This window comes from Vibrio sp. L85, from assembly GCF_963871815.1.
Lineage (GTDB): Bacteria > Pseudomonadota > Gammaproteobacteria > Enterobacterales > Vibrionaceae > Vibrio > Vibrio harveyi.
Map to the genome: position 1 here is coordinate 331,805 of NZ_CAWMYL010000176.1, position 25,276 is coordinate 357,080.

Here is a 25,276-nt window from a genome sequence, read left to right on the forward strand (position 1 = left end):
GGTTAATCTCCTTTGAGCACTTTAGCCGGATCGATACGAATGGCTCTGATGGTTGGAAGCGTTGCAGCCACTAAAGCCGCAGCGAAAGAAAGTAAGCTAGTGATAACCAGCACAGGGAAACGTAAATCAATGGTGGCGTTAAACACCGAGTGTCCAAGAAATTGCGCTAACACATAGCCGATTAGCAACCCTGCAATAACTGCAGCAAAGGTAATGGCAAGAGTTTCAACAACAATCTGACGAGTAATGGATTGATTGGATGCGCCCAAAGACTTTTGTAGTGCGAACTCATAACGTCGCTCAGAAATCATCGACGTCATGGTTGTATTCACGCATAAGGTAGACAACACTAAAATGACCAAAGCGACGATGCCCATTAACAGCTTAATCTTATTGAGTACTTTACCTTCCGATGCTGACACCTTTCGGATAGGACGAACAAGCAAGTCTGGGTACTGCTGCTTCAAAGTCGATTCAAACTGCCCTACCTGACCTTTATCATTCGTTAGACTGAACATGGCAAAATTGATTTCATCCCCTTTTTTCAACCATTTTTGTACGAACGGTAGGTTTACAATTAGGTAGTTATCTTCATCCGAACCTGACTCAATGATGCCCTTAATCTTGAACGTATAACGGTCACTTTTGTTGTAGACCGTCAGGTCAGAGCCAACTTTGAGTTCTAATTTCTCTGCCAGTTTCTTTCCGATCATGACATTCCGATCATCAAAAGAGACACCAATCCATCGACCTTCCACTTGCCAATAAGGAACCAGTTTTTTCAACTGCGAAAAGTCGATACCCATTAAGACAATTTTCTCTAGCTCGGCTTGTACCATGCCGTACAGATATGGGCTGGAAGCAATTAAACTGTCTTTAGGTGCCTCAGCTTTGATCTGTTGGTATTGCTTTGTCGTTAATGTCGCTGTCGCGTCCGGTCCTACAAAAAAGTTCGCTCCGTAGTTTCGTAGCTCATGACTCATCTTCTGGTTAATGTCGAAGTAGACCCCTGCCATTGCAGTAATGATTGCCGCGCCAACCGTCAACGCCATAAACACCACGAGAACACGTTGCGCACGTAATCTCAACGAACGCCAAACTAAGGTAAGCAGCATAGAGGAAGATTTATTTGCGGCCATACAACACCTCAATTGGGTAGAGAGAAGCAATTCTGCGTGAAGGGAAGTAAGTACCTAACACTGTAATTAGGGTCGAGATAAACAGCACCACTGGAACGATGATCCAATCAAAAGAGATGGATGAACCAAACAGTGCATAACCAACCACTTTGGATAATCCCCACCCGGCAAGGCAACCAAGTAAGCCGCCCAACACGCCACAAATCATCGATTCAGAATAGAACAACGCATACACTTGCCAGTTGTGAGCACCAAGGGACTTCATCAAACCAATCTCTTTGGCTCGCTGCAATATCGCATTGGTCATTAATGAGGCGATCCCCATCGCAGAAGCGATCAAGGCGGCAAACGTCACAACAAACAATAAGCTTTGGATCTTATGAATCACCATGCCTTCTGAAGCGGCAACCTGCCACAAAGGCTTCACCATTGCGTTATTCATCGCACCTTCTAATTGGAAAGAGATTGAGGAGACAAACGCCGTGCAGAACCAAAGGTCATATTCATCCGAATCGAGCGATTCCAAATCTTCACGTGCTTTTTTTGATAGTGCGTTTTCCGGCACCGTCAATGCTGAGACTTTTACCGATTGTACTCGTCCTTCCAAACCCAGTAGTTTCTGCCCAAGGTTCAACGGCAGTAACACTGCGTTCTCATCCGTCGTGCCATTTTCCAGTAAACCCGTTATCGTTACTGACAATGTGCGGTTTTCGATGCCGCGCAACTCAAGCTTGTCACCAGATTTAAGACCCAGTTTTTGCGCCAATGACTGCCCTACCAAGGCTTGAGCTTTTTCATCATCTGGCCATTGACCATCGACATGCCAATACGTCGAGATGGTTTTATTACCCGTTCGGTATTTGCCATCGTCAGAAACAGGCAGGTTTTTATCAAAAAAAGTACCGATAATATTGACGGTTTTATTGAACTCAGACGCTTTAACTTGCCCACGTACAAATGGAGCAAAACCAATAATGTTATTGCGCCAAAAGATATCCATGATGTTGGGCAGTTCACTCTCTGCAAGTAAGTCTTCTTTTTCCAACTTGTTGACGTTCTTCGCCAAAATATCTGGCAGCTTTACTTGTCCTTCAGGAGAGATTTCAATGTTGGCACCATAGCTTTTCATCTCCATCGACATCTTGTTACCGATATTGATTGAAATAGCCAGCAGCGCTGAGATTAGGCTCGCCGCGAGAAAAACCGTAACGACGGCGAGTAATTTTCGGTTGGTATCATGTCGCCATGACTGACGAAGCATTCTGATTAACATGATTACTCTCCTAACGGATTTAGCGGTTCAACGTCCGCGTATTTCCATGGATCATCACGGAAAGCGTCATAAGATTGCTCAGAGGTAAAGAAGTAGGTCTTTCCTGAGAATGAATAACTGTGCTCAGCCTCCATATTGCTGATCTTCTCGCCATTGACTGGATCTGTCGCCATGACTTCCACCACGTCACTAAAATATTTCAGACCGCTTTCTAGGGTTGACTTCGAAATTACGATTTCATGATTCGCGACGGTCCATTTAGGAATAGGGATTGGGTTACACCCACCAGGCTTACCAATCGAAGGAATAAAGATATGTACGCCACACGCCAAGCACACCACTTGATCACCAACTTGCGCGTATCCTGCATCACCACACAGCATGCAAGCATCAAAGACAACGCCAAATTTCTCTTCACCGGCAAAACGATCAATGATGAAAAAGCGCACCACTTTGCCATCGCTTGCTACCCATTCAAATCGGTGCAGTTTTCCATCGATTAATTGCTCAGAGATAGGGACATGGACAGCGCCATCGGCTGCCACTTCAATACGTTGCGCTTCTGAACGACGAATCGGTTGAGAAGCGACAAGATCCCAGAAAAGCAGTGCAACCAGAATCGTAGCGATAGTCGCAATATTAAAACGCACTTTACGTTGAGCTGAATTCAAAACCGCTTGATGTTTGCGTCGTTCAATCGCGGATTCAGCTTGCTTCACCTGCTCTTGTAGTGGTCGAGTCTGAGTAACGAAAAAGACAGTCACACAAATAGAAACTAATGCCAGTACGGCGTAAGACAGAATCCAAGAGAAGTTGGTGACTTTAGATACGTAAGACAGTAAACCTTTATCGAGACCAAGAATCCCTAGCTTCATGCACGCCAGAATAATCTCACCAGAGAGGGGCAATGCTGCCAGCACTAACAACAGTAAACAAAGTGCATTACGAGCCATCTTGGATAGGGATTTGGTCGTCAAAGAGACCGCGATCTTGATTAGTGCAATCAAGACAAATCCTAGAACCACAGAACTGATGTTTAAAATCAGCTCGGTGTTAATAACGTTGGTTGTGCTCAACATCGTGAGCTTGGCTTCTTTTGCCCAAACAAAACTGCATAGAAAGACCGTTACGCTTTGCAAGCACACCAATAAGACCGAAGGCAATCGCCATATGGCACCAAGTAAAGCCGACAGGAAGATAACGCCAAGATAAACACTGTTAATAATAAGTACATTCACTTGGCTAAATGGCAGTAGATGAAACAGTGCGGAACCAGAGAGCACCGCAAGCACAAACCACCCAATCTGGTGTTTATACAAAGCGTTAGATTGCGCAGCCCACAGCACACCAAATAGCATCGCTGGGAGCAAAAAAACGAGTAAGACGTGAGAAAGATAGAAGCTCATATTTACCACTGACCATTCATGCACAGTGCATCAGACAGATAAGTCACTCAAAAAAACAGAGCAACCAGACCACAAACTGCGGCCTGGTTGTTACACAAGGAAGGTTACTTAATGCCTACGTACTTAAACTTGTATTGAGCATCAAATGGTTTGAACCAACGACCAACGCCAGTTTCTTCATCCGTATGACGCAGCAAACCCGCTTTTGACGGTGGATCGATGTGGAATGTAAGCTCGTAGTTACCCACACCTAACATGTTGATATTTGAGCCGTAGTGAGGACCATCTGCTGCCACCATCGGCATGAAGGTCCCCTCTTGCACTTTACCGGTATCGACGTTTTTCAACGTGTAGTTAATGGTTAGGTAAGGGATCCACTCACCCGCACCAAAGCCGTTTTTGTTACCAGCAAGAGCATGGATGTCTGCCTCTAAGTGCACTTCCGATTTAGAAGCTGCACGCATCATACCTTGAGGCTCCATCGTAACGGGCTTAAGGTAAACAGCAGCAATCTCCATACCATTCATTTCAAGAGGTTCACCAGCTGGGTGCTCAACGAAAGGTAGATCATTTGCCATAGCCATGCCTGATAGAGCTGAAGCAGCCACTGCGGTAGCGATGAGTTTTTTATTCAACATAGTAATGTCCTTTACTTACTTGATTTTACAAAGATTTTTTCATGTTTAACAACGAGCTTGCTGAGCAAGATCTCGCTTACTTCTTGCTTTCATTACGATAAGCGCAAAGACTGCTGCCACGATAAGCGCCAGTTGAGGCAGCAAAGTTTCCATGTATGGGTAAATGCCCAACGGAGCAAACTCTGGCGCGCCTGAAATTAATGTCGGTTGGAATAACTTGCCTTCAATCAGCTCTAGGACACCTTTACCCGCAAAGACAAACGCCATCAGATACATGAATCCGCCAGTAAAGATGAAGAAAGGTTTCAGAGGGAGCTTGACCACGCTATAGCGCATGACAAAGAAGATCACCGCGAGCAGTAGCACGCCAATAGCGAATCCAGCAATCAGGGCGACCATGGTTTGAGAGTTGGTATCGGCTGCCAAAGCAAAGTAGAACAAGACCGTCTCTGCACCTTCACGGTAAACCGCTAGGAAGCTCGCCAGCCATAAACCAAAGAGAGAACCTGTGGTGATCGACGTGGCAAGTTTGCTTTCGAGGTAGCGCTTCCATTGAGCGGCTTCAACTTTGGAAAGCAGCCAGTAACTCATAGAGAACAGCACGACAACAGCAATCAACATGGTGATGCCTTCAAGCAGCTCTCGACTTGCGCCAGAGTTTTCAAATAGCCACTGGAACAATACCGCGGTGATCGCACTGGCAATCAGACCAACAACGACCGAATTTTTGACAACATATAGCTTGTCAGAGGCATCGTTTTTGATCAGGTAAGCGGTAATGGCGGCAACGATAAGCAGCGCCTCCAATCCTTCACGGAAAATAATGGTGAAGCTCGCGATCAACATCGCCCACCAACTCAAGTTGCCTTCAGATAGATTGCCTGCTGCATCCATCAAGCCTACTTTTAGCTTTTGCACTTGCTGGTCAATATCAGCCTGAGCTTGATTTGCCTTTAGCATACTGACAATACGGGTGAAGTAGCCTTCAAGTTCTGATTTGAATGCGCTGTCTCTCGACCCCACCGCATTTTCCATACCTGATGCTTCAAAATGATCGAAGTAAGCATCTTGTACCGCAAGAATAGCCGCCGTTTTGTCACCATGTTTATAGCTATCAATAGCGCCATCAATCGCAGTCATGATATCGCTGACGACAGGGTTCCAATCACGTGCAGCAACTGCTGTATCGGCGTCCTTCGCAGTATCAGGAACTTGGAAATCGCGTGTCGCTGGCAGACCCGGTAATTCGTCTTTCAATCCTTGAACCAAGGTCGACAACTCATACCCAAATCGGATCAGGTTTTGTTGATTAAAAGGTTGCTTGGTGATTTTGGCAATAGAGCGGAACGCTGCGTTGTATTCTGCTGAACGCTCTGCAGATCGATGTAACCGAATAGCGATTTCCAGCTCGGTATTTTTGTACCCTTTGAACTGCGCTTGTTGCACTAAATCGAATGCACGCTGTTGTTTTTCTGCTGCGCTTTCTGGTTGTTCGCCAGATTCACGATATTCAGTCAAAGCCGCATTGAGCTGGGTGTCGATGCTTGTGACCGCTTCACGCCAAAACGGCAAGATATCCTCGGTATGTAGATTGGTGTTTTCAGCTTTAAGTTGGTGACCTGACGCCAAGATCTCCGGCAGACCCAGAATTTCTTTTTTCAACCAATTGATTTCCGTATCCACTTCATCAACTGGTTTTCCCGCAACGATTAACTTGCGAATGTCACCAAACTTCGCCTCTAGTTGATACGCGTATTGCTGCGAGTAATTAATTCGTACCGGACCTTCTAGGCTTTCAAACACCTCGAAATACGCCATTTGTACTGTTGTTTTTGCTTGGTCTTTATCGCCTTGTTCATAAAGCTGAGATGCTTTATCTAAGCGCTGCGCAATGTCGTTGACCGCACTGTCATAGTCAATCGCAAAGGCAAAAGAGGAATAAATAGAGACAAGTAACACCAAGAGTGTTGAGAACGTCGTTTTCTTTACCGCCAACATAGTTCGTCCACAAAACATGAATATTTCGTGAACGCTATTGCAAATTATTATCATTTACAATGAGTAAAATTTGCTGGGTGAAAACAACCATGAAGCACGTATAAGTGGTAAGAAGCTATCGCCTCAAATGTAAGGCTATGATTTTGTGGAGATATTTGCGTTACAGGATTTTTTAGTATTCATCTGGATAATAAATACGACAAAATCGACAAAACTTAAGTTTTCACTTCTGATGACAGGATATCATCCTGTTGTGAACTGTTTTCATCCGAATGAAAGTGCATATAAAACGAAAGTTCACGGTCCAATAAAAGTAAAAATGTAGAAATAAAGTCTGTATACCCAAGTGACTTCAAGATGCAGGACGAAGAAGATAGGCTCGAATAGCTGGCAAAAGGAAAATACCCACGACACATGCCATGGGTATTTCATTTTCCGGTTCGATTACATCACACACTCTTTGGCGGCTTGCGCTTTTTCGATGCCTTCTTCAATCAAAGATTTGGTTTCTTCACTACCGATCGATGACATTACTTTATCCATCACCTTATCCACCGTCGACTCTGAAGACGCTTCCACCAAACAAGCGTATGCGTTGGCAATATGCTCTTTTGCTTCAATCAAGGCTTGTGGATCACTGAAATCCACATTCATCGCTTCCTCTACAGATGCAGCTAACTGTTCTGCAGATTCAGCAGCATCACCAAACTGATCGAGATTGAATGCATCTTCTACCGATTCCATCTGCTCTTGAACCGTATCAATCGCTTTGTTTGCTGCTTCTTGTGCTTGGTCAATGGCTTTGCTTGCGTCATCACAGCCAGCCAGCGCCACTGCCAATACCATTATTGAGATTGTCTTTTTCATGTTTGTTCTTCTAACAAGTAAATCGCTCATCATCACAATACGTGATAAGCCAATAGATTTTAATTCAAGAGTTGTAAGAAGAGGAAACAGAAATACTTGAAAGCCCTAAAAACAAAAGCCGCTAAAACGAGCGGCTTTTGTTTTTGTCTTAACTTAATTATTTAACCAGCCGTTAAACTCACTAAGCTATTCTACCGTGGCTAATCGCCATCATTTCATCATACGACCGTTGTAACGCATCAAATGTCCACTCGAAGTACACTCTTCGCTCCATCAGTGGCGCAATTTGATCGGCATAAAATGATTCAATAGTAAGATCAGAGTACTCAACTTGTAGGCTATCGCCGTCCGTCCCCCAATCTTCGTATTCACGATTACCAATGAGATCATAAAGATTGTTACTTAAGAAGCTGTATATCACTAAGAATGATTTTACTGCATCTTCAGAAAAGTTAAGCATGCCGGCAATCTGCGCCACGTCATACGACTTTTCTTTATCACCTTGGTTAATATCAAGCCTTACCAATTGGGTCTCCCACGTTGCCAATTCACCGTGGGAGTCCAAGACATGTTGATTCAGGGCTTCAAACACCTGAAAAAAGTCTTGGATCATTGCAATGTATTTGTCAGACATAACGTCCCTTATTGTATTTGGTGAACGGGCGATCTTCGCCGCCGTATTGTTGCTCACCCTAGCCAGTGGTTGTTAAAACGTAGACTACAAGTTGCAGCATTGCATACTGCCTCTGTAATCTTATTGTCATTTTTGAGTGATTAGTCAACTAATAGCGAAGGGTCATCAATGCCCATGTAATCACACAATTCACGCTTAATGCGGTGGAATTCTTGGATTGAAACGAAGTAGTCGGCGTAATCAGTTTTGCCTTCAATACCAATATGAATCGATGTAAAAGTCTCAATTGCCGTGGTAATTTCAATGAAATCATTCGCAAGCGAGAACGTCACAACATGATCCATATTTAGGTAACGCCCTGACTCGATTTTTAATGCCTTCGCCATGATGATTTCCTACAGCCTAAAAGTAATAATGAAATTCGGTAACTGGACAACAGACCGATGAACAGCCACACAGTGACTGAAATTCTGCGCCAAGATTGACGTGAGACTATCATAAGCGCTCGCCTTCAAAATTAGAGCCAAACCGCACTTTCACTTGGATTTACTTACAAATGAAACATTTACCAAAAATCTGACCGCAAATTCACAAACAAGGTAAAAAGCGCGTGTATTTCACAAAATATACAAACAAAAAGACCGCTGAATTAGCGGTCTTAAGAGCGTTCATAGGACAAGAGCATTAGATGTTGATTTGGTACATCGCGAAATAAGTATCCGCTTGGATAACATGCTTTTGGTTATGCTGTTTCAGCGCTTCAACAGCGTTTACAAATGGGTCATCTCCTGCAAATGCTTCCGCTAACTTGGAGTATCGCTTAGAAGACGAGAACAACACATGCGCCAGTTCTTCTGCACTGACTTCTAATTCTACTGTCTCTTTATAAACGTTGACCGCTTGAAACCCTTCACAATCGCTGAAGTTGATAGCATGGTCGTAGTTGGATTCAACCAAGTCCATCTCGATACCAAGCTGCTCAAGAGGTTTTTCTAGCAGTACTTCAAAATCATAAACCACGACATGTGCTTTAGGCTGGCAAACACGCTGTAGCTCTGCCAATAAAGCCGTTGATTTTGCATAAGAGAGCGAGCCAGCAAACGTCACCACATCCACACTACTGTCTGAAAAAGGTACGTGTTCACCGTCACCAACATGATATTCAATACCTACTGATGGTTTGGCTTGTTCAATCATTGATGTGCTCGGGTCAACCCCATGAACCTGCTGACAGAACTTAGCCAAAGCAAACGTCGATACGCCCGTGCCGCAGCCGATATCCAATCCCAATTGAAACTGAGGTAACTCTTCCAAATTGGCTTGCAAAATCACTTGATGCAGTGGCGGACGATAAGCCGCGTAGTGCTTAGAAATGACTTGGTTGTATTCTTCGCTCACTGATATTCTCCCAAAAAACTGTCGATGTTAATTAATCGTATAGTGTCGGATATTACTGCCACTCAAAAGCAAAAAGCCACTCAATTGAGTGGCTCTATCTCACAACTTTAAATCCTTAGCGATTTTGTACTAAACGCAGCAAGAAACCGACCTATAGCTTAGGCTCCGCTTCAAACTGTTTAAGCTCATCAGTAATCTCATTCCATGGCGCTTTCGAACCGACAAAAATGTGGAAACTCGGTTTGTCGGCAGGGATATCGTCAAGGATACCTAAACGAACATTCACAATACCGTTGTTCTTTTTCGAATAGAGGCTAGAGCCGCAATGACGGCAGAATGAGAGTTCGGTATTTGCGCTCTTCTGATAGGTTTGGATATGCTCTTCACCTTCGATAACTATCAGCTTGTCGAGTGCAACACCTCCCGCCGATGAATAGTCAGAACCCGTAAACTTGCGGCATTCAGAACAATGACAATTGCCCATGTATTTGAATTCATCCGCAACTTCGATTTTTACCTTGCCACACAGACATGAACCTTTGAGTACTTCCATTTTTTAGTCCTTCTCTTATTGGAATTAAGGTAACCATGCCAGTCCCATACAACGAAATAAAGATAAGTAAGTCAGGTTTGCAAAAATGGAACGAAGAAAACCACCGCACTCTTCCATAAGCGCAGTGGAAAACAACTAGGACAAGTCGTTGCTTTTTTTAGAAGCGGAACTCTGCGCTTAGCGCGTAGCTGTTCTCAACAACTTTTGCTTCGTACATGGTGTACTCTAGTGCAACGCGAGCTGGGCCCAATGTCACACCAGCACCTACGCCGTAGTAGATGTCGTTTGAATCACCAAGGTTAGTTTGGAAGTGACCCATACCGACACGACCGTAAACGTCGAAAATAGTGATTGGTAGTGTTAGTTTCGCACTCGCTAGCCAAGCATCAGAATAGATGTGCTCGAAGTCTTTGTGCGTATCGATGAAATCTGCATATCCACCTTCAATCGATAGTAGGTCATTAAACTGGTAACCGATGTAAAGATTGTAACCGCTGTTTTGATCACTAAAGTCTGTGTTCTCGTTCTTTACTTGGTATTCAGAATATAGGTAGCTAGCACCAATGTATGGGTTAGCAGCAGCTTGTGTAGCAAAGAAGATAACAGCGATTGGAAGAATAAATTTGTTCAGTTTCATTTCTTAATAACTCTCAATATAAAAGGTTGACTAACATTCCCTAGTCCTTCAGTACGTGATGCTCATGCATCAATTTTTTATTTCCTTATTGCAAGTGACTTCAGGGAACGTTGCGCCTTTTCTCTTTAAGAAGCTCGCCCCTCACTTGCGGTGTGGGATGCATCATCCTGTGTTTTCGCCGCTGTGACATAACGTAAAGCTCAGCAGTTAATAAAACTTCATCACTGGCATATAAACAAAATATAAAACCAATAAATACATAAACTTAAACATCAAAAAAGAGAATAAAACAAACAAATTAATTGGAACTTTTCTTCCATTCTGTGTTGATTTCCTAGGTAAAAAGGAAAGCATTAGAGGTAGAGAGCGGAAATTGGTGTTCCGATAACGAAATGTGTAGAAAATCACGTTACTCGCGCTTTAAATTGTCAGCAAAATCATTCAATTGAGACTACATTTACTCAATGAGATGAATAAAAAATAGAAGAGCGAGCGTGAATGCCTGACAAAAACATCAGTTTTATCGTAGATGAGTGGCGTTTTGTGCCCAATGAGGGGCAAATACAGTTTGCTGACTCATGCATTACGATTGATAACCGTCTCTCAAAGTTGCTTGAGTTCTTGTGTCTGAACCCAGGACTGACTCACACGCGTGATGAACTTATCGAGCAAGTGTGGGGCGGCAGTGTATTAACCGATCAAGTGGTCACCCAAGCGGTATTTGAACTCAGAAAAGTGCTGAAAAAACACAGCCAACAGGAATGCAGCTACATCGTCACCGTCCCAAAGCGTGGGTATCGATTTGATGGCGAAGTAAAACTGGAAAAAATCGCGATACAGAAACCTGAAGATCAGGTGATTGAAGAGGAAGAGTCGCAAACTGAAGCCTCGAAACCCGCGATAGAGGCCGTTGAGCACCGTCCTAAAAAGAGCAAACAACCCATCTTAATTGGTGCACTTTCTTTGATTGTTCTTATTCAGGCGGCATTTTTACTGTTTAGCGCAAACGACTCAAAACCGAACCCTGATACTCACACCGGGCACTTAAGCCATTACGAATTTCGTTATGCAGTATTGAATGTCAGTGAGGATGTGAAAGCACGACCAGAATTGTACGGCATCGTCATTAAGTTCATGGAACACATTGGGTTTTACAGCAATATTCGTGTAGTCAAATCTAAAGAACACAGAAAACTCGCCGCCGTAGAGTTCAGCATCTCCACCAGCAAGAGCAGCGATGGTAAAAAGTTGCGTTTGTTGTTCCAGTATCACAATCGCGTTTCAGGGCAGACTCATTTAAATCGTCGTTACTCGACCAACTTTGAACGGTTTCATCAAACTTTCCCATCCATGATCGATGACATGCTACGCGCGATGTACATTGAGGTCCCGGAAGAAGAGTTGGAACACAATGTGTCAATCTTCCCTAAAGATCCTGAAGCTGTAAAAGCCTTGATGTCTGGAACGGGCGCTTTGTACAACAACGCTGGCTATGAAAATGCGATGGAGTATTTTCGTCAAGCAAAAGCACTCGCACCAGATAACGCCTACACCATTTCGGTAAGCTACATTGGTGAAGTCATGAGAGTATTTGCAAAAGATGAAGCGAATAAGAAGCAAGTAATTGAAACACTGAACAAAGAGTACTCTTCTTCTTTGTCCGAGGTATTGAAGCGAGGGAATAACCCAAGAGTGTGTGAAGCCAACGCAATCTTGGCGCTGTCGGAAGATAACCCAGATAAGGCATCACAAATACTGTTGTCGATTCCGTACAATCAGCAAACGTCCTTAACTTATCTATTACTAGCGAAAGCGGAAGAAGCTCGCGGTCATACAAGTGGGGCAAAAGAACTGTATTTGCAAGCGACACAAAACACGTCGTCGCCAATTGCACTGAAACTTGCGGGTCCATTGTTCTTTGACAGCAACTTGGACACCATGATTAAAGAATTGCAAAGCGTAAAAAGCGAAGCTAACCCATAGTGGTTAGCTTCGCATTAAAGTTTAGAAATATTGTCCTGCCACACGTCGAGAAGAAGGTTGTCGGCTGATCAAGATATGGCATAGCTCAAGTAGCAAACCAAACGCGAGCGCACTGTAAACGTAGTGCTTATCGATATTCAGCCCTAACCCTTCAACAATCAGCAGCGCGCCTAATACGATGAGGAACAGCAGCGCGAGCACTTTCAATCCGGGATGGCGAGTAATCACAGCCTGAACTTTATTCGCCATCAACATCAGAATCACGCTTGAAGAGATGATCACACCAGCAAGAATGGTGATGTCCTGCGTTAGGCTTGCCGCGATAATCAACGAATCGAGAGAAAACACCGCGTCCACCGCAATAATCTGCAATATTACCGTGCCAACTTGCCCAGCAAAGAATTGATGTGGTGGCGTTTCAATAGGCACGACCCACGCCCAAAGCTCTTTGATGCCTTTAAACAGCAAGAATGCACCACCAACAATAAAGATAAGATCATTACAAGAGAGGGATACCCCTTGGTATTCGACAAACGGTTCTTTCCAAGACAGCAACCAAGATACCGAAAATACCAGCGCAATGCGGTTTAACACCGCTAAACCGATACCGAGATTACGTACGCGTTGACGCAAATGAGCAGGAAGACGCTCAGTCATGATGGTAATAAAGACGATGTTATCGACACCCAGAATGAGTTCTAACATGAGTAACGTGCCGAAGGCGATAAAGTAGTCGAGATTCATTATGTAAGTTCTCTGTGCAAAGTACGAAAGAATAGTTATTCAATATCCACTCTCTCCTAAGCAGGCACTACCTTGCGCTCAAGTCCCCTCTCTAACATGGGGAAGTCTGTATTCCGTTCTTAGGTGCTTTGGGTGAGTTGTTCCCTAATGACGCGATTATGAGTAGCGTCTTTTCATTGCTTTGTAGAACACGTAAAGCAATTTGATCGCGATAAGTGTCATCACTTTCTCCAAGGTTGTGGTTAATCAGAGGAAGGCTATTGTATTCACCAGTTTCATAACCACATCACAAAGCACTTAGAAAAAGATAAAGAAAATATAAAACAAATAAACACCTTAATTTCATGGCTTTAAATAAACTAAAAACCACCAAAGGTGAAAAATTCGTACCAAAAGCAACGGTTTCTTTGGCTTATAAAATGACATGAGAGAGATATGATTTTTTGCTGAGAGAGACTTGACGCTTTTTCCGATGGTTGACCGTACACTCGCCCTATAAAGAGGAGAACGTAATGCTGTCATCGATTGAACAATTTCTACAAATCCTGAGTGACTACGACATACTGCTCGGTCTGATTTTCATTTTGGCTTATCAAATCTTCAGTACGATCGCGACGAAAGCACTCACTACGTTAGCGCGGAATAAAAAAGTCAAACCACCAAGAATATTATTCATTACCAGAACGGTGAACATTTTGTTGTTCGTCTTCTTATTTGCTACGTTTTTGCTCGTGAGCGGCATTGGCTACGGGAATTTTTCTATCTTCCTCTCTTCTGTGTTTACCGTTCTAGGCGTGAGCTTTATTGCTCAGTGGTCAATTCTGAGCAACATCACTGCTAGCTTTCTTATCTTCTTCGTTTTCCCTTACCGTGTCGGCGATAACATTCGTATTGATGATGGCGCAGGAATTGAAGGAACGATCATAGACATTCGTTTGTTTCACACCTTGATAAAGCATGAAGACGGCGACTTTTCGACTTATCCAAATAACCTCTTGCTACAAAAGAACGTCACCAAGAGAACCCATAAGAATGCCGTTGAGCCGACTCTACAAAAGGTCACCGACGTAGATATCGATGTTAGTGTCGGTGTTGATGACCTTCAGATACAAGAAAGCCGAGCATAGTGCTCGGCTTTCTCATTTTTGTTCGGTCAATTTAGAACACGCAGTGCTTAGCAAAGTCTGTCGCTTCGTTGGCTGTCCAATCGCCTTTTGGCTTCTCTTTTAAATCTTCACACCACTGCTCGCTACCGATGCCATCTTGCAGAACGCAGTGCTTTGCAAAATCTACTGCGTTGTCAGCGGTCCACTCTGTTTTAGACTTGTCACGCATGTCTTTACACCAAGCTTCTGTGCCCACTTCGTCAGTACATGCGGTAAGCGCTGTTGCCGCTAGCAGTAGCATTACCAATTTTTTCATAAATTCAGGTTCCACTTTCAATTGATGAATGGACTATACCCAAAATATCAGCGCAAGTGTTAAGACTCAGACAATTTATCGACGTTCACTCTGTAAAAGACGTGAAATTCGGCGAAATCAACCTAACTGTATCAATAAGCGAGTAAATATTAGCCGTTGAGCTAAAGACGACGAGCTTGGGTCAATGCTTGGAGATTTACAGAGCCGGAACCAAAGCACGCTAAACGCAGCTCTAATGCCATTTGTTCAAAGTGATCGACAACAGACTGTGTGCTGATTGTTGCGGCTTTTAATACCGCACCAGCTTGCCCAACTAGATTGGCACCCAGATGTATCGCCTTCGCGGCTTCTAAGCCGTTATGCACGCCGCCAGACGCAATTAAAGGTAAGTCAGGGTATTGAGCGTGAATTTGCTCTAAACACTTAGCCGTTGGAATGCCCCAGTCACGAAACAACTCAGCTGCGCGCTGCATCTTATTGTCTGTCTGACAGTAACCTTCGACCGCTGACCAACTTGTACCACCAGCGCCCGCAACATCAATCGCATCCACGCCTACTTCAACAAGTTGTTTCGCCACTGCGCCACTGATGCCAAAACCCACCTCTTTGATGATCATCGGAACATCAATGCGCTGTTTTAGCTGCTCAATCGATTTAAGCACACCAATCCAATCATGGTCGCCATTCTGTTGAAAAGCTTCTTGCATAGGGTTGAGATGCACAAATAAAGCGTCCGCTTGGATAAAGTCGACCGCACGTTGGGCGTTGTCGAGACGTTGTTTGTCTCTCAGTTGAGCGGCACCCAGGTTGGAATACAAAGGCACGCCCTTGGCGAGATCACGAATGGTTTTACCCAGGCCTGAATGTAGGCTGTCTTCTAGGCTCACTCGCTGTGAGCCAACCCCCATCGCAATGCCCATTTCACTAGCCGCTTCTGCCAAACGACAGTTGATGATTTCTGCGTCTTTTGCGCCGCCAGTCATCGAACTGATCAAAAACGGCAACACCAATGAATGACCAAGAAACTCGCTCGAAAGATCGATGGTGTTAAAGTCACATTCAGGCAATGCGCAATGCTCAAATTCGACAGACTCAAAGCCCGCCGTTTTGCTTTTCATGTTCATGTCATGATGTAAAACAGCGTCTAGATGTAAGTCTTTTCGATTAGATTGCGGAGCCATAATGTCACCCTAAAGTAAAACAGTCGCGCAGTATTGCGATCCTTGTCATTGCCGTCAATGCGAAAATTCGGAAATTGAACAATTTATTTGCCGAATCGAGCCTTGTGGGCTCTGGTCTTATGACTAAGGAATCATATTAAGGAGCAGCGTTTAAAACACTGCGCCTCACTGCTCTATTAAGCTTGGGTAACGATTAACAATGTTGCCACTCCGATGTGCCAAGAGTGGCAGTTCTATACGCCATTTGCGCTATTGAGTCTCGACCGATTGAATAAGCGCCACCACAGTGCTGGTTGTAGGCGGTTTGAACTGGTCTGGATCATCACAGAATTGAATTTTGCCTTTCTCTTCAACATGGAAAAGCGGAATCATCAAATTGTCTTTGTGGTGATCAAGGTAATGTTGGTAGGTGAAACTCTCGCTTAGCTTGGTGTGTTTGATTTCTGCCCCTTGGCTCAACAAACTTGCCATTTGGGTGTAACTGACGTTGCCACCCATCAGCAATTTGCCGTGATACTCTTCGGCAACCGAGTGTTTTTCATTGCCGTTAGATTTGGTTTTCTGCAGGCAATGTACTTTATCTTCGCCGAACTCGCCGACAAATTGCATACACGCCATGATATTGAAGTGTTGGTCTGGCGTCAGTGCCACCACTTGTCCAATACCAATCAGGTTCAGGTTATCATCCGCATGGCTAGAGATCGGGTTACCGTAGTAATGGTCTAAGCCCAACATGCGAACTTGGCTGATGTAATCCCAGTTAGAATCGGTGAGCAGAACTTTGCGATCGTATCTCGCCAGTGCTTTTCCTATCTCTTGCGCCACTCGGTTTGCGCCAATCAATAGAAAGCCTCTCGGTGCTGGCTCAGCCACGCCCAACACTTTAGCCATAGGGCGAGCCGTAGCACTTTGTAGTACCACGGTGCCGATGATCACCATGAAGGTCATTGGCACCAACAGCATGGCTTCTGAAATGCCATATTCTGTCAGCTTGATAGCAAACAGAGACGAGATGGATGCTGCAACAATACCTCGCGGCGCAACCCAAGAGAGGAACAGCTTATCCTTGAAGGTTAAGTTACTGCGAATAGTTGAAGCGAAAATCGAAAGTGGACGCGATACCAACTGCATGAAAACAAACAACATTACCGCACCAATGCCAAGCGCGGCAAAGTCATCAAGACTGATTCGAGCCGCTAAGAAGATGAACAACCCGGTGATCAACAAGATGGTTAAGTGTTCTTTAAAGTGCAGGATCTGCTGAATGTTGATGCCCTTTGCATTTGCTAACCACATGCCCATCACGGTAACCGTCAGTAGCCCTGCTTCCGATTCCATTTGGTTAGAAATCGAGAACACACCGAGCACCACCATCAAAACCGCAAATGGCTGAAGGTATTCCGGCAACCAAGCTCGGCGCAAAACGGTAGATACCGCAGCACCGGAGGCAACACCAAGAATCAAACCCACCGCAATGATGGTACCGAATACTTCGATACTGTTTACGGCATTGTGCGAGACAATAAACTCGTACACCATCACCACAAACAGCGCGCCTAGTGGGTCAATGAGAATGCCTTCCCAACGCAGAATATTGGCGAGTTTGGAGCTTGGGCGCACGGTCCTTAGCAATGGTACGATCACCGTTGGACCAGTAACTACGGTTAAACTGGCGAATAAAATCGCAAGCTCCCAAGTAAAGTTAAGGAAATAGTGCGTCGCCACACTGGTTGCCACCCAAGATATGATTGCGCCGACAGACACGATGCTCCACACCGAACCGCTCACACCACGGATCTCTTTAAAGTTAAGGGTTAAACTGCCCTCAAATAGAATCACCGCCACAGCGAGGGAAACTAAGGGGAAGAGTAAATCCCCGAGAATGTCATCTGGATTGAGCCATTGTAGAATCGGACCAACAATGATCCCTGCTAATAGCAAGAACAGAATGGCAGGTAAGCGCATTCGCCACGCCAACCATTGACAACCTAAACCGATAACCCCAACCGCCGACAGCACCAGCGCTTCGTTGCCCACTTGCATTTATCATCACCTAATTTGTTATTGTTATTGTTATGGTGAGCTTTCGCCCAAAACCAATTAACTCTATAAAAAAGATTAGTTTAGTGTGAATGCTCCGCCAGTTTTCGTTCAAATATGCGACTCTCCCTCAAAATTCTCGGTCTGTGTTGTATACCCAAGTAACCTCGAGATGCTCGGTTCAGCGAGAATGACTGGGTTTGTAGACGAGGCGGCGATTTAAAGGTCTAGCGGGTCTAAATCAAGAATCGACAACAAAGTATACAAGCCCAGTCAACTCGCCCTTTGGGAGCGTGTCATTGACCCGATTGCTGCGTCAAACAACTTGGAAAGAGCGGGCTATTACGCTACGTTGTTTTCCTTGCTTGCTTTCGGTAAAAACAGAGAATCAATGACAACGCTCTGAATCCTGCATCTTGAAGTCACTTGGGTATATATCCCGTTAGCTTGCCACACAGTGAACTAAACTTAGCTAAGTTGCTCAAAGTTAAGGGTTCTCAAACAAGGAAGGGAGTGCAACAGTTGTTAATCTCATTGGCGGTCATCTTGGCGGTTTGTGCCATAGTCATCACATGGAAAGCAGTCGGTCGAATATCAAGGCTCGAAGACGAAGTGTCTCTGCTTCATAAAGAACTGACAGAGCTGCGTGCGCGTTGGTTTGAGGGAGACACATCAACAAATCCACAGCCTGAGCATAAGGTTACAGCAGCACTGCATGCGTCAACACCACCAGACAGTCCCGTACCACCTAATGATCCGGATCCTAAATCAGATCCAGAGCCAAGAACTGCGTCTCTAGCAGCCAAAGAAGTGCCACAACCAATTGTTGAGCCGAGCCTCCCGTCACTCGACGAAGTGCACATTGGTGGTTTAGCCCATAGCAGTGAATCCGTTTTTGAGAAGCAAGCCAATAAACTGCTGACCAACATCCAAGAAAATTGGTTGGTTTGGGTTGGCGCGCTCGCCATGTTGATTGGTGGTGGTTACCTCGTGCAAGTGATTGGCAGTCATATCGAGTTCTCACCAATCATGCGCGTGACCATCGCATTCTCAATCTCCCTTGCTACCGTGATAGCAGGTGAGTGGTTCCATCGCCGTGAGCAAAAATCCTCAGACCGAGCAGAACGAGCGAAAGGTTTTACTTACGTGCCTGCTGCCATTACCGGAACAGGGTTAACAGGGATTTACTGCACAGTGATCTTTGCGTTTGTCTTCTATCAACTATTATCGCCTAGTGCATCGCTGCTGATCTTAGCGGGCGCCGCATTTTCGAGCTTAGCTCTCTCCCTGCGCCAGGGACCTTTAATGGCTGTACTTGGTTTGATCGGCGGCTACTCCGCGCCCCTGTGGATTGGCGGCGCAGAGCCCAACTATTACTTGCTCGCGGGCTATATCACTGCGATTTCAGTTGCCGCGACTTTGTTAATGCAAAAGATCCGACACGCTTGGATTTCACCATCGATAACCGTGCCGCATGTTTTGTGGATGCTTCTGCTGATCGAAAGCATACCAATAGAGCAACTATTCTCTTGGCTTACGCTCTTCCTTTCACTCAGTTTGTACCTGTTGTTTGTCGTACCAAGAATGGGCTGGATGCTCAAACCGCGTTACCATCATTGCCAAGGTAAGTGGACACATCCGCCAACAGGCATTGCTCTGGCTATCACGTTGTTAATACTGTCGGCATTGGCTCGCATGTCCAGCGTTGATACCGCAGAGATGGTTTACTTCTATGTGTTCTTTATTGCCATGATTTGGCTACCAGCCGTTCGAAAGGCTTGGTCGTTAAGAATCTTTTTACCATCAATTTTGGTGGCTTCTACCGTAATCATGCTGCTTTCTATCGCGCTTGAGTCTATCTATATGGCAGAGGGACAAACATCAGTGTTGGTTGCGCTCGGTGTCAGTATTGCATTGATTGCACTGCGAACGTTATTCCAGACACTAGCAGGTGATCACTCACGGCTGACGGGTATCCTCTTACTTGTTCTTGCCCCAGCAATGACATTGATTACCCTGCTCTACGCGCACGAGTTTATGAGTCGTCATGTTTTTGCTTGGACACTCTTCACCGCCGTGATTGCGGTTTATTACGCCTTACTCGGACAGAAATTCAAAGCTCTGGCGCTGGAGTGTTCAGCTATCATGCACGCCATCATTGCAGGAACGGCTTTTGTTTGGCTCAATGACACATGGCTTACGACTGCCATTTCGATTCAAGTGGCAGTTATGGCATTACAAACTCAAGCCAACTTGTTCCGCCCTGCAAGTTGGGCAGTGAAAGTTGCCATGGGGATCTTGGTCGTGCGTCTGACTTTGCTACCATTCATTCCAGAGTGGCAACCCGTTAATGCAGGGCACTGGGCTTGGGTATTGATCAGTTACTTGCCGTCTTTGGCGATTCTTGCTTACGCTCGTACTGTATTACATCACTCAGATACAGAGCTAGCCAATTGGTTTGAAGGTGCGTTTTTACACGTGTTCTTGATGGCAGTGTTTACTCAGACCAACTACTGGCTGACGGGGCAATACGGCTACCTTGGCTACGTCGATTTCACTTCTGCCATTGTGTTTGCCAACCAAGCGTTAGTGATGGGATTGGTTTACAGCTATCGCAGCAAGTTCGCGCAGCAATTAGAACGTGTTTATCAAGCTTACAGCTACCTACTTTGGGGCGTCTTTGTTGTGTTGGTAATGCTACTCAATAGCCTTGAATCACCGTTGATGACCAATAATGTTTCCGCTGAGTCCGTGCCTGTGTTCAACATGCTATCAGTCGGCTGGCTACTGCCTGCAATTATTTTGCTAGTAACTACTTACAAACACTGGAACACACTGCAAATCCCACGTCCTATTGTTGCTAGCTTTGGTCTTATCTTAACGGCAGCTTGGCTAGGTATGTCGATCCGCCAATTCTGGCAGCCTATCTCGATGACGCTAGCTCAACCAACGGGTATGGCAGAGCTGTTTACCTACTCGATTGCTGGTTTGATTGTCGGCGGCTTACTCACTTGGGTAGGCGCAACACGTAAAGCGATGACGATTCAACGCATTGGTTTGGCAGTGTTGGCGTGCGTCGCGCTTAAGGTATTCTTGTGGGATGTAAGCTCACTAGATGGCTTCTGGCGAGCGGTTAGCTTCTTGGGGTTGGGGGCGTCACTGATTGGACTTGGGTGGTTGTTCCAAAAACTCCATCGTTCGGTTGCAGGACCTGTTGAGCAAGCAGAATAGTGTTTGAACAAAGAAAGAGATTCCCGACGTCGCTCTCGGGAATGACCCAGAAGAGTATTGAGCGGTTGACGAATTCTAAAGCGGAATACGCGCCTAATGATCGTCTTTTCAGAGTTGAGGAATTAAGTGTCTGGAATCTCTCTTTTAATCGCGAACTAGAAAGGCGATTCCCAACTCTTTTCAGGTTTTTGAAACCACATATAGAATCGAGAAGGGAATCTTGGAGTGTTCTTGAAAGGTTATTTCAGGAGCGCCACAACCGTATGGCGACGCACATTCGCTTGTGCATTAAGCGCTTGGAACGTTGAGGTAAATTGATCTGACGTTGCCATAAATCCATCGAGTTTCGAATTCACATCCTCGGCACTCATCTGGTTAGATTTACTTTGCACCGAACGCATCTGAGCACTCAACTCACCGTGAAAAGCTTTGGCTTCTTCCAAGCTGGTTTGCACTTGTCTTAAATGCTGATTCACCTTGGCAATAGTTTGTTTGATGCCATCGCGAGAACCTAGGTCAAAGCTTAACTCTGCAATACCGTCAGGTTCCGATTTTAGGTTCAGAACATTGGCGTGTCCCGCTGGGAATCGATGCCCTTCACCCGTCACCAATACCTTTTGCTGCATTTGCTGATAAGCAGTATCGCGCGCTTCAAATAAAATAGTGCCGTCTTCCGCCAGTGATGAGCGCATTCCCATCGCAATCAAACTGCGATCGAGCATTTTCACCGTACGCGCACCATCCGCCTGACCGTCAAACTGGATCATCACCGATTGGCCCTGCGGAAAATCCAAGCGAATTTGCTCTGCTTTTTCACTCAAACGATGTACGTTCAAACCTGGGATAGAGAAGCGGCGAATATCGGCTTTATCCAGTTTTAGGTGCAGTTCGTTATCAATCACCTTTTGTCCATCAAAACGCGCCTGATCAACCACTTGTTGAATGGACGTTTTGGAGCGAACTAAGCTGTCTTGCAAACCAGGGACGTTCTGTGTGCCTTGGCTAACGGCTTGGGTCAAACCTCGCTTAATTTGAGTCAGCTCTCTACCAATCACTTGCAGCGATTTTGATGCGATCTGCACAGCGGTTGCTTGTTGCTGACCTTGAGTAAGCTGAATACCGGAAACAGAATAGGCTGACGCGGTGTCAGCCTGAACTTGCCTAGGACGCGGTTTAATCGCACTGCTCGTATCCGCTGAGCGGGTCGGCATGATAGAGGCTTGTTCTTGCCCACCTAAGCGTATACTGTGGGGTCTTACCTCTACTGTGCTCATCACCATATAAAACTTCCTTAAATACGATCAAACAGGTTGAGATCGTTGATCTTAACGTAGCTAGCTTGCGTTGCTTGTAACGCTGCCATGTAGTTGCTCAAACGTACTGATGCTTCACCGTAATCGAGCGCAGACAAATCGTTCGTCACTTTATCAACAAACAGCTTGTTTTCGCCGTGAGCTCCATCCATCAGATCTAGGTTGTTGTGGCGTCCACCAATCTCTGTGATAGCACCTAATACGTTTGCAGAGGTATCATCAATGGCAGCAAGGCTAGCGTCCACTTCAGCTCGAAAATTCGGACTCGGCTTCTCAAATTCTGCAATTAAAGCATCAAGTTGGTTCAGCACATTGTCGCCACTGCCAAGCTCTAAAATGTCTTTAGCGGTCATGTTGGATTCCATGGTGACACCTTTAGCAACCGTCACAACACGCTTATCACTGTTGCCGTCTACTTGGTAAACACCGCCCCCGTTACTCACCGCTGGTTTGTCGGTTTGGGTGCCTGAAAACAAGTAATGACCTTCTTCGTCTTGTGCATTAAAGGACGACTGTATGGCGTCTCGGTAGCTTTTTAGTTCGGTAACCATGCCGCTGCGGTCATCATCGGTTAACGAGCCATTTGCCCCCCAAAGCACCAAATCGCGAACACTTTTCAGGCTTTCATTCACAGAATCCAAATGTGTTTCTTGCGCAGAAAGCGTCGTTTTAAGATTGGCAATATTGCTTTGGTACTGACCGATTGCGCTGTTTTCACGCTCAAGGTTAAGTAGCTTAATGGACGCCATTGGATCGTCTGAAAGCTTGGTCAGTCGATTACCTGTCGACATTTGTTGTAGCACATTCCCCAAGCCTGCGTTGTTGGTTTGCAGACTTTGCAGCATCATTTGGCTGAATTGAGTGTCACTGATTCGCATATCGAGTTCCCTTTAGAAAAGCTGCAATACAGCATCGAAAAGTTGGTTAGCTGTGCTAATGACTTTCATATTGGCATTGTGTGCGTTAGCAAACGTCATCAAGTTCGCCGCTTCTTCATTACTGTTAACCGCACTAACATTATCGCGTGCTGCGTGAGCTTGCTTGTTCATTGCGGTTTTTGCTTCATAATCTGCCGCAGCTTGGCGCGCTTTAATCGCCGTTTCACCAACCATTGCGGTAAATGCATCGTTCAAGCTCAAAGAACCAAAACCTGTAATGGCGACCGGTTTGTTGCTCAACTTAATCAAGTTATTCAGTACGTCGGCATTACCTGGCGCGCCATCACTTGAGAATGCCAATTCCTCTGCGCTGATTCCCGTAATTTTTAAGCTAGATGAAGGGTTTGCTGGGTCGTAACTGAACAAAGGTTTGCCCGGGTTACCTTTAAGGTCTTTACCCGTCGCAAGTACCGCGTTGTACTCGTCTGCCATCGCCTTTGCCATATCGTCTAGTGCCACTTGGTTTGGCATTAGGATTTCTGTTTGATAGTCGTTAATCGCGCCCAATTTGCCGCCGACAGATTGATCGAGACCAAAACTTTGAGAAGCAAACTCAACATTTAAATCAGCAAGATAAGGATCGGAAGGGTTTGGCTTCGACGTTAGCTGACCGTAATCAGTCCCCATCACCAAAGGCTGACCTGAAGCGAGTGTCACTTGCATGCTTCCATCAGCTTGATCCGTTGTCTTGATTTCAACGATCTGAGAGAGCTCACCAATCAAAACATCACGAGTATCCATTAGCTGAGCTGGGTTACCGCCCGTTCCCTGCATTTCGACAATCTGTTTGTTTATGTGAGCGATGTTCGTCATCAAGCTATTGGCATGATTTAACGCCGCATTACGTTGCTCACTCATGTCTTTATGCTGATTATGAAGCGACTCGGTTAACGTATTGAAGCGACGCGCTAACGCTTCTGATTCGTTGATAATTTGCTGACGGTATGGAATTGATTCTGGTTTTACTGTGGCATCATTCAAAGCTGCGTTAAGCGAATCCAAGCCCGCAGAAATACTAAAACCATCAGCGCCAAGCGTACTTTCAAGCTGGCTCATTGCGGTAGTGTAACCACTTGAGTATGACGCTAGGCTGTTTGTCGACCAAGTCTGTTTGACCAAAAACTGGTCTGTTACGCGGCGAATACTTGTGACTTCAACACCAATGCCCGGACTGAGCTTGTTGTACTTGCCATCCCCTACAGATGCCATAAGCGCTTGTTGACGGCTGTATCCTGGCGTATTGATGTTTGCCACGTTTTGCGCCGTCACTTCAAGTGCGACTTGGTTTGCGTTCAAGCCTGAAAGGCCGATATTAACAAGGTTCATTTACAGCTCCATTTTTCTGATCAGCGGCTGAGTAAACGCGGTCGTCATACCGGCTTCACCGAGCACTTGTTTAACAGAGGCGACCACTTGCTGCACGGAATTAACTGCATCAGTGACTGTGGCGATATCATCACTTTCAAGTTGTGACTTGCGTTCAAGCGAGGTCACTTTTCCATCATTCGCCGAAGAGATACTGCGTGATTGGTCGAATGCTACCTCACGCATTGATGGGCTTAGCTGTTGAACCAACATATTGGCAATGCCCGCATTTTGCTTTTTAGCAAGCTCCATTGCCAGTTGACCGTCATACATATCGCGAAACACACCTTGTTGTTGGCTAGCAAATGGACTGTCTTTGTCAGCCAACACGTCGCTACTGCTGCGCATTTGACGAAGCACCATTTGCAGAAACATGGCTTCAAACTGACCTGCAACCACTTCCAAGGCACCTTCTTGATCACGGCTTCTCTTGATATTCGCTAACGCACTATTGTCGTGATACAACATGGAGCTCAGTTTGGCTTGATCGTTACTGGTATCTAATTTCATCTCAAA

22 protein-coding genes are annotated in these 25,276 nt (G+C 45.3%); 3 read left to right on the plus strand and 19 right to left on the minus strand.

Translation table 11 applies throughout. From position 1 onward, the window contains the following. Positions 1-2: 2 nt before the first annotated feature. The 11 genes from AACR11_RS19010 to AACR11_RS19060 all read right to left on the minus strand — a co-directional run bounded on the left by AACR11_RS19010 (position 3) and on the right by AACR11_RS19060 (position 10,543). A complete protein-coding gene (locus tag AACR11_RS19010) occupies positions 3-1,139 on the minus strand; it encodes an ABC transporter permease (RefSeq protein WP_029789127.1) in 1,137 nt (378 codons plus the stop codon). After that, positions 1,126-2,412 (minus strand): ABC transporter permease, encoded by a 1,287-nt coding sequence (locus AACR11_RS19015; RefSeq protein ID WP_029789128.1) that lies wholly within the window; start codon positions 2,410-2,412, stop codon positions 1,126-1,128. The genes AACR11_RS19010 and AACR11_RS19015 overlap by 14 nt, the downstream gene beginning before the upstream one ends. A gap of 2 nt (positions 2,413-2,414) precedes the next feature. Beyond that, a complete protein-coding gene (locus AACR11_RS19020) occupies positions 2,415-3,818 on the minus strand; it encodes a Fe-S-containing protein (RefSeq protein WP_029789129.1) in 1,404 nt (467 codons plus the stop codon). 104 nt (positions 3,819-3,922) lie between these two features. Beyond that, positions 3,923-4,456 carry an iron transporter gene (locus AACR11_RS19025; RefSeq protein WP_017188589.1) on the minus strand — a complete coding sequence of 178 codons (534 nt, stop codon included), beginning with the start codon at positions 4,454-4,456 and terminating at the stop codon, positions 3,923-3,925. 45 nt (positions 4,457-4,501) lie between these two features. Beyond that, positions 4,502-6,454, minus strand: a complete 1,953-nt coding sequence (locus tag AACR11_RS19030) for an FTR1 family iron permease (RefSeq protein ID WP_029789130.1) — start codon at positions 6,452-6,454, stop codon at positions 4,502-4,504. 444 nt (positions 6,455-6,898) lie between these two features. Next, positions 6,899-7,321, minus strand: a complete 423-nt coding sequence (locus tag AACR11_RS19035; RefSeq protein WP_017188588.1) for a hypothetical protein — start codon at positions 7,319-7,321, stop codon at positions 6,899-6,901. Between the two features lie 181 nt (positions 7,322-7,502). Next, a complete protein-coding gene (locus tag AACR11_RS19040; protein WP_005445358.1) occupies positions 7,503-7,955 on the minus strand; it encodes a hypothetical protein in 453 nt (150 codons plus the stop codon). A gap of 140 nt (positions 7,956-8,095) precedes the next feature. Further along, on the minus strand, positions 8,096-8,341 hold the full coding sequence (locus AACR11_RS19045; protein ID WP_029789131.1) for a hypothetical protein: 246 nt from the start codon (positions 8,339-8,341) through the stop codon (positions 8,096-8,098). Positions 8,342-8,639: 298 nt separating this feature from the next. Beyond that, positions 8,640-9,353, minus strand: coding sequence for a class I SAM-dependent methyltransferase (locus tag AACR11_RS19050; protein WP_029789132.1), 714 nt, complete (start codon positions 9,351-9,353; stop codon positions 8,640-8,642). Between the two features lie 151 nt (positions 9,354-9,504). Next, a complete protein-coding gene (locus tag AACR11_RS19055) occupies positions 9,505-9,906 on the minus strand; it encodes a GFA family protein (RefSeq protein ID WP_009696921.1) in 402 nt (133 codons plus the stop codon). Positions 9,907-10,063: 157 nt separating this feature from the next. Continuing rightward, positions 10,064-10,543, minus strand: a complete 480-nt coding sequence (locus AACR11_RS19060) for a porin (RefSeq protein ID WP_029789133.1) — start codon at positions 10,541-10,543, stop codon at positions 10,064-10,066. A 498-nt stretch (positions 10,544-11,041) separates the two neighbouring features. On the opposite strand from AACR11_RS19060, the gene AACR11_RS19065 reads away from it, so the two are divergent. Continuing rightward, a complete protein-coding gene (locus tag AACR11_RS19065) occupies positions 11,042-12,526 on the plus strand; it encodes a winged helix-turn-helix domain-containing protein (RefSeq protein WP_029789134.1) in 1,485 nt (494 codons plus the stop codon). Positions 12,527-12,547: 21 nt separating this feature from the next. On the opposite strand, the gene AACR11_RS19070 is transcribed toward AACR11_RS19065, so the two are convergent. Then, positions 12,548-13,270: a TerC family protein gene (locus AACR11_RS19070; protein WP_009705022.1), complete on the minus strand. Its 723-nt coding sequence runs from the start codon at positions 13,268-13,270 to the stop codon at positions 12,548-12,550. Positions 13,271-13,782: 512 nt separating this feature from the next. Between AACR11_RS19070 and AACR11_RS19075 the strand changes: the two genes are divergently transcribed. Next, positions 13,783-14,397: a mechanosensitive ion channel domain-containing protein gene (locus AACR11_RS19075; RefSeq protein WP_029789135.1), complete on the plus strand. Its 615-nt coding sequence runs from the start codon at positions 13,783-13,785 to the stop codon at positions 14,395-14,397. A 31-nt stretch (positions 14,398-14,428) separates the two neighbouring features. Here AACR11_RS19075 and AACR11_RS19080 read toward each other — a convergent pair whose 3' ends face one another. The 3 genes from AACR11_RS19080 to AACR11_RS19090 all read right to left on the minus strand — a co-directional run bounded on the left by AACR11_RS19080 (position 14,429) and on the right by AACR11_RS19090 (position 17,916). Further along, positions 14,429-14,692, minus strand: coding sequence for a DUF3012 domain-containing protein (locus tag AACR11_RS19080; protein ID WP_079325002.1), 264 nt, complete (start codon positions 14,690-14,692; stop codon positions 14,429-14,431). 161 nt (positions 14,693-14,853) lie between these two features. Continuing rightward, positions 14,854-15,873, minus strand: coding sequence for a type 2 isopentenyl-diphosphate Delta-isomerase (fni, locus tag AACR11_RS19085; protein ID WP_079325004.1), 1,020 nt, complete (start codon positions 15,871-15,873; stop codon positions 14,854-14,856). A gap of 249 nt (positions 15,874-16,122) precedes the next feature. Beyond that, positions 16,123-17,916 (minus strand): cation:proton antiporter, encoded by a 1,794-nt coding sequence (locus tag AACR11_RS19090; RefSeq protein ID WP_029789137.1) that lies wholly within the window; start codon positions 17,914-17,916, stop codon positions 16,123-16,125. Positions 17,917-18,426: 510 nt separating this feature from the next. Here AACR11_RS19090 and AACR11_RS19095 point away from each other — a divergent pair. Beyond that, positions 18,427-21,144, plus strand: coding sequence for a DUF2339 domain-containing protein (locus AACR11_RS19095; protein ID WP_079325006.1), 2,718 nt, complete (start codon positions 18,427-18,429; stop codon positions 21,142-21,144). A gap of 239 nt (positions 21,145-21,383) precedes the next feature. Here AACR11_RS19095 and AACR11_RS19100 read toward each other — a convergent pair whose 3' ends face one another. The 4 genes from AACR11_RS19100 to AACR11_RS19115 are packed head-to-tail and all read right to left on the minus strand — an operon-like array spanning position 21,384 to position 25,270. Further along, positions 21,384-22,424, minus strand: coding sequence for a flagellin (locus tag AACR11_RS19100; protein WP_050933714.1), 1,041 nt, complete (start codon positions 22,422-22,424; stop codon positions 21,384-21,386). Between the two features lie 11 nt (positions 22,425-22,435). Beyond that, positions 22,436-23,335: a flagellar hook-associated protein FlgL gene (gene flgL, locus AACR11_RS19105; RefSeq protein WP_005445368.1), complete on the minus strand. Its 900-nt coding sequence runs from the start codon at positions 23,333-23,335 to the stop codon at positions 22,436-22,438. A 12-nt stretch (positions 23,336-23,347) separates the two neighbouring features. Then, positions 23,348-24,721, minus strand: coding sequence for a flagellar hook-associated protein FlgK (flgK, locus tag AACR11_RS19110; RefSeq protein ID WP_005445369.1), 1,374 nt, complete (start codon positions 24,719-24,721; stop codon positions 23,348-23,350). Beyond that, on the minus strand, positions 24,722-25,270 hold the full coding sequence (locus tag AACR11_RS19115) for a rod-binding protein (RefSeq protein ID WP_005445370.1): 549 nt from the start codon (positions 25,268-25,270) through the stop codon (positions 24,722-24,724). It lies immediately after the preceding gene. Positions 25,271-25,276: the final 6 nt, after the last annotated feature.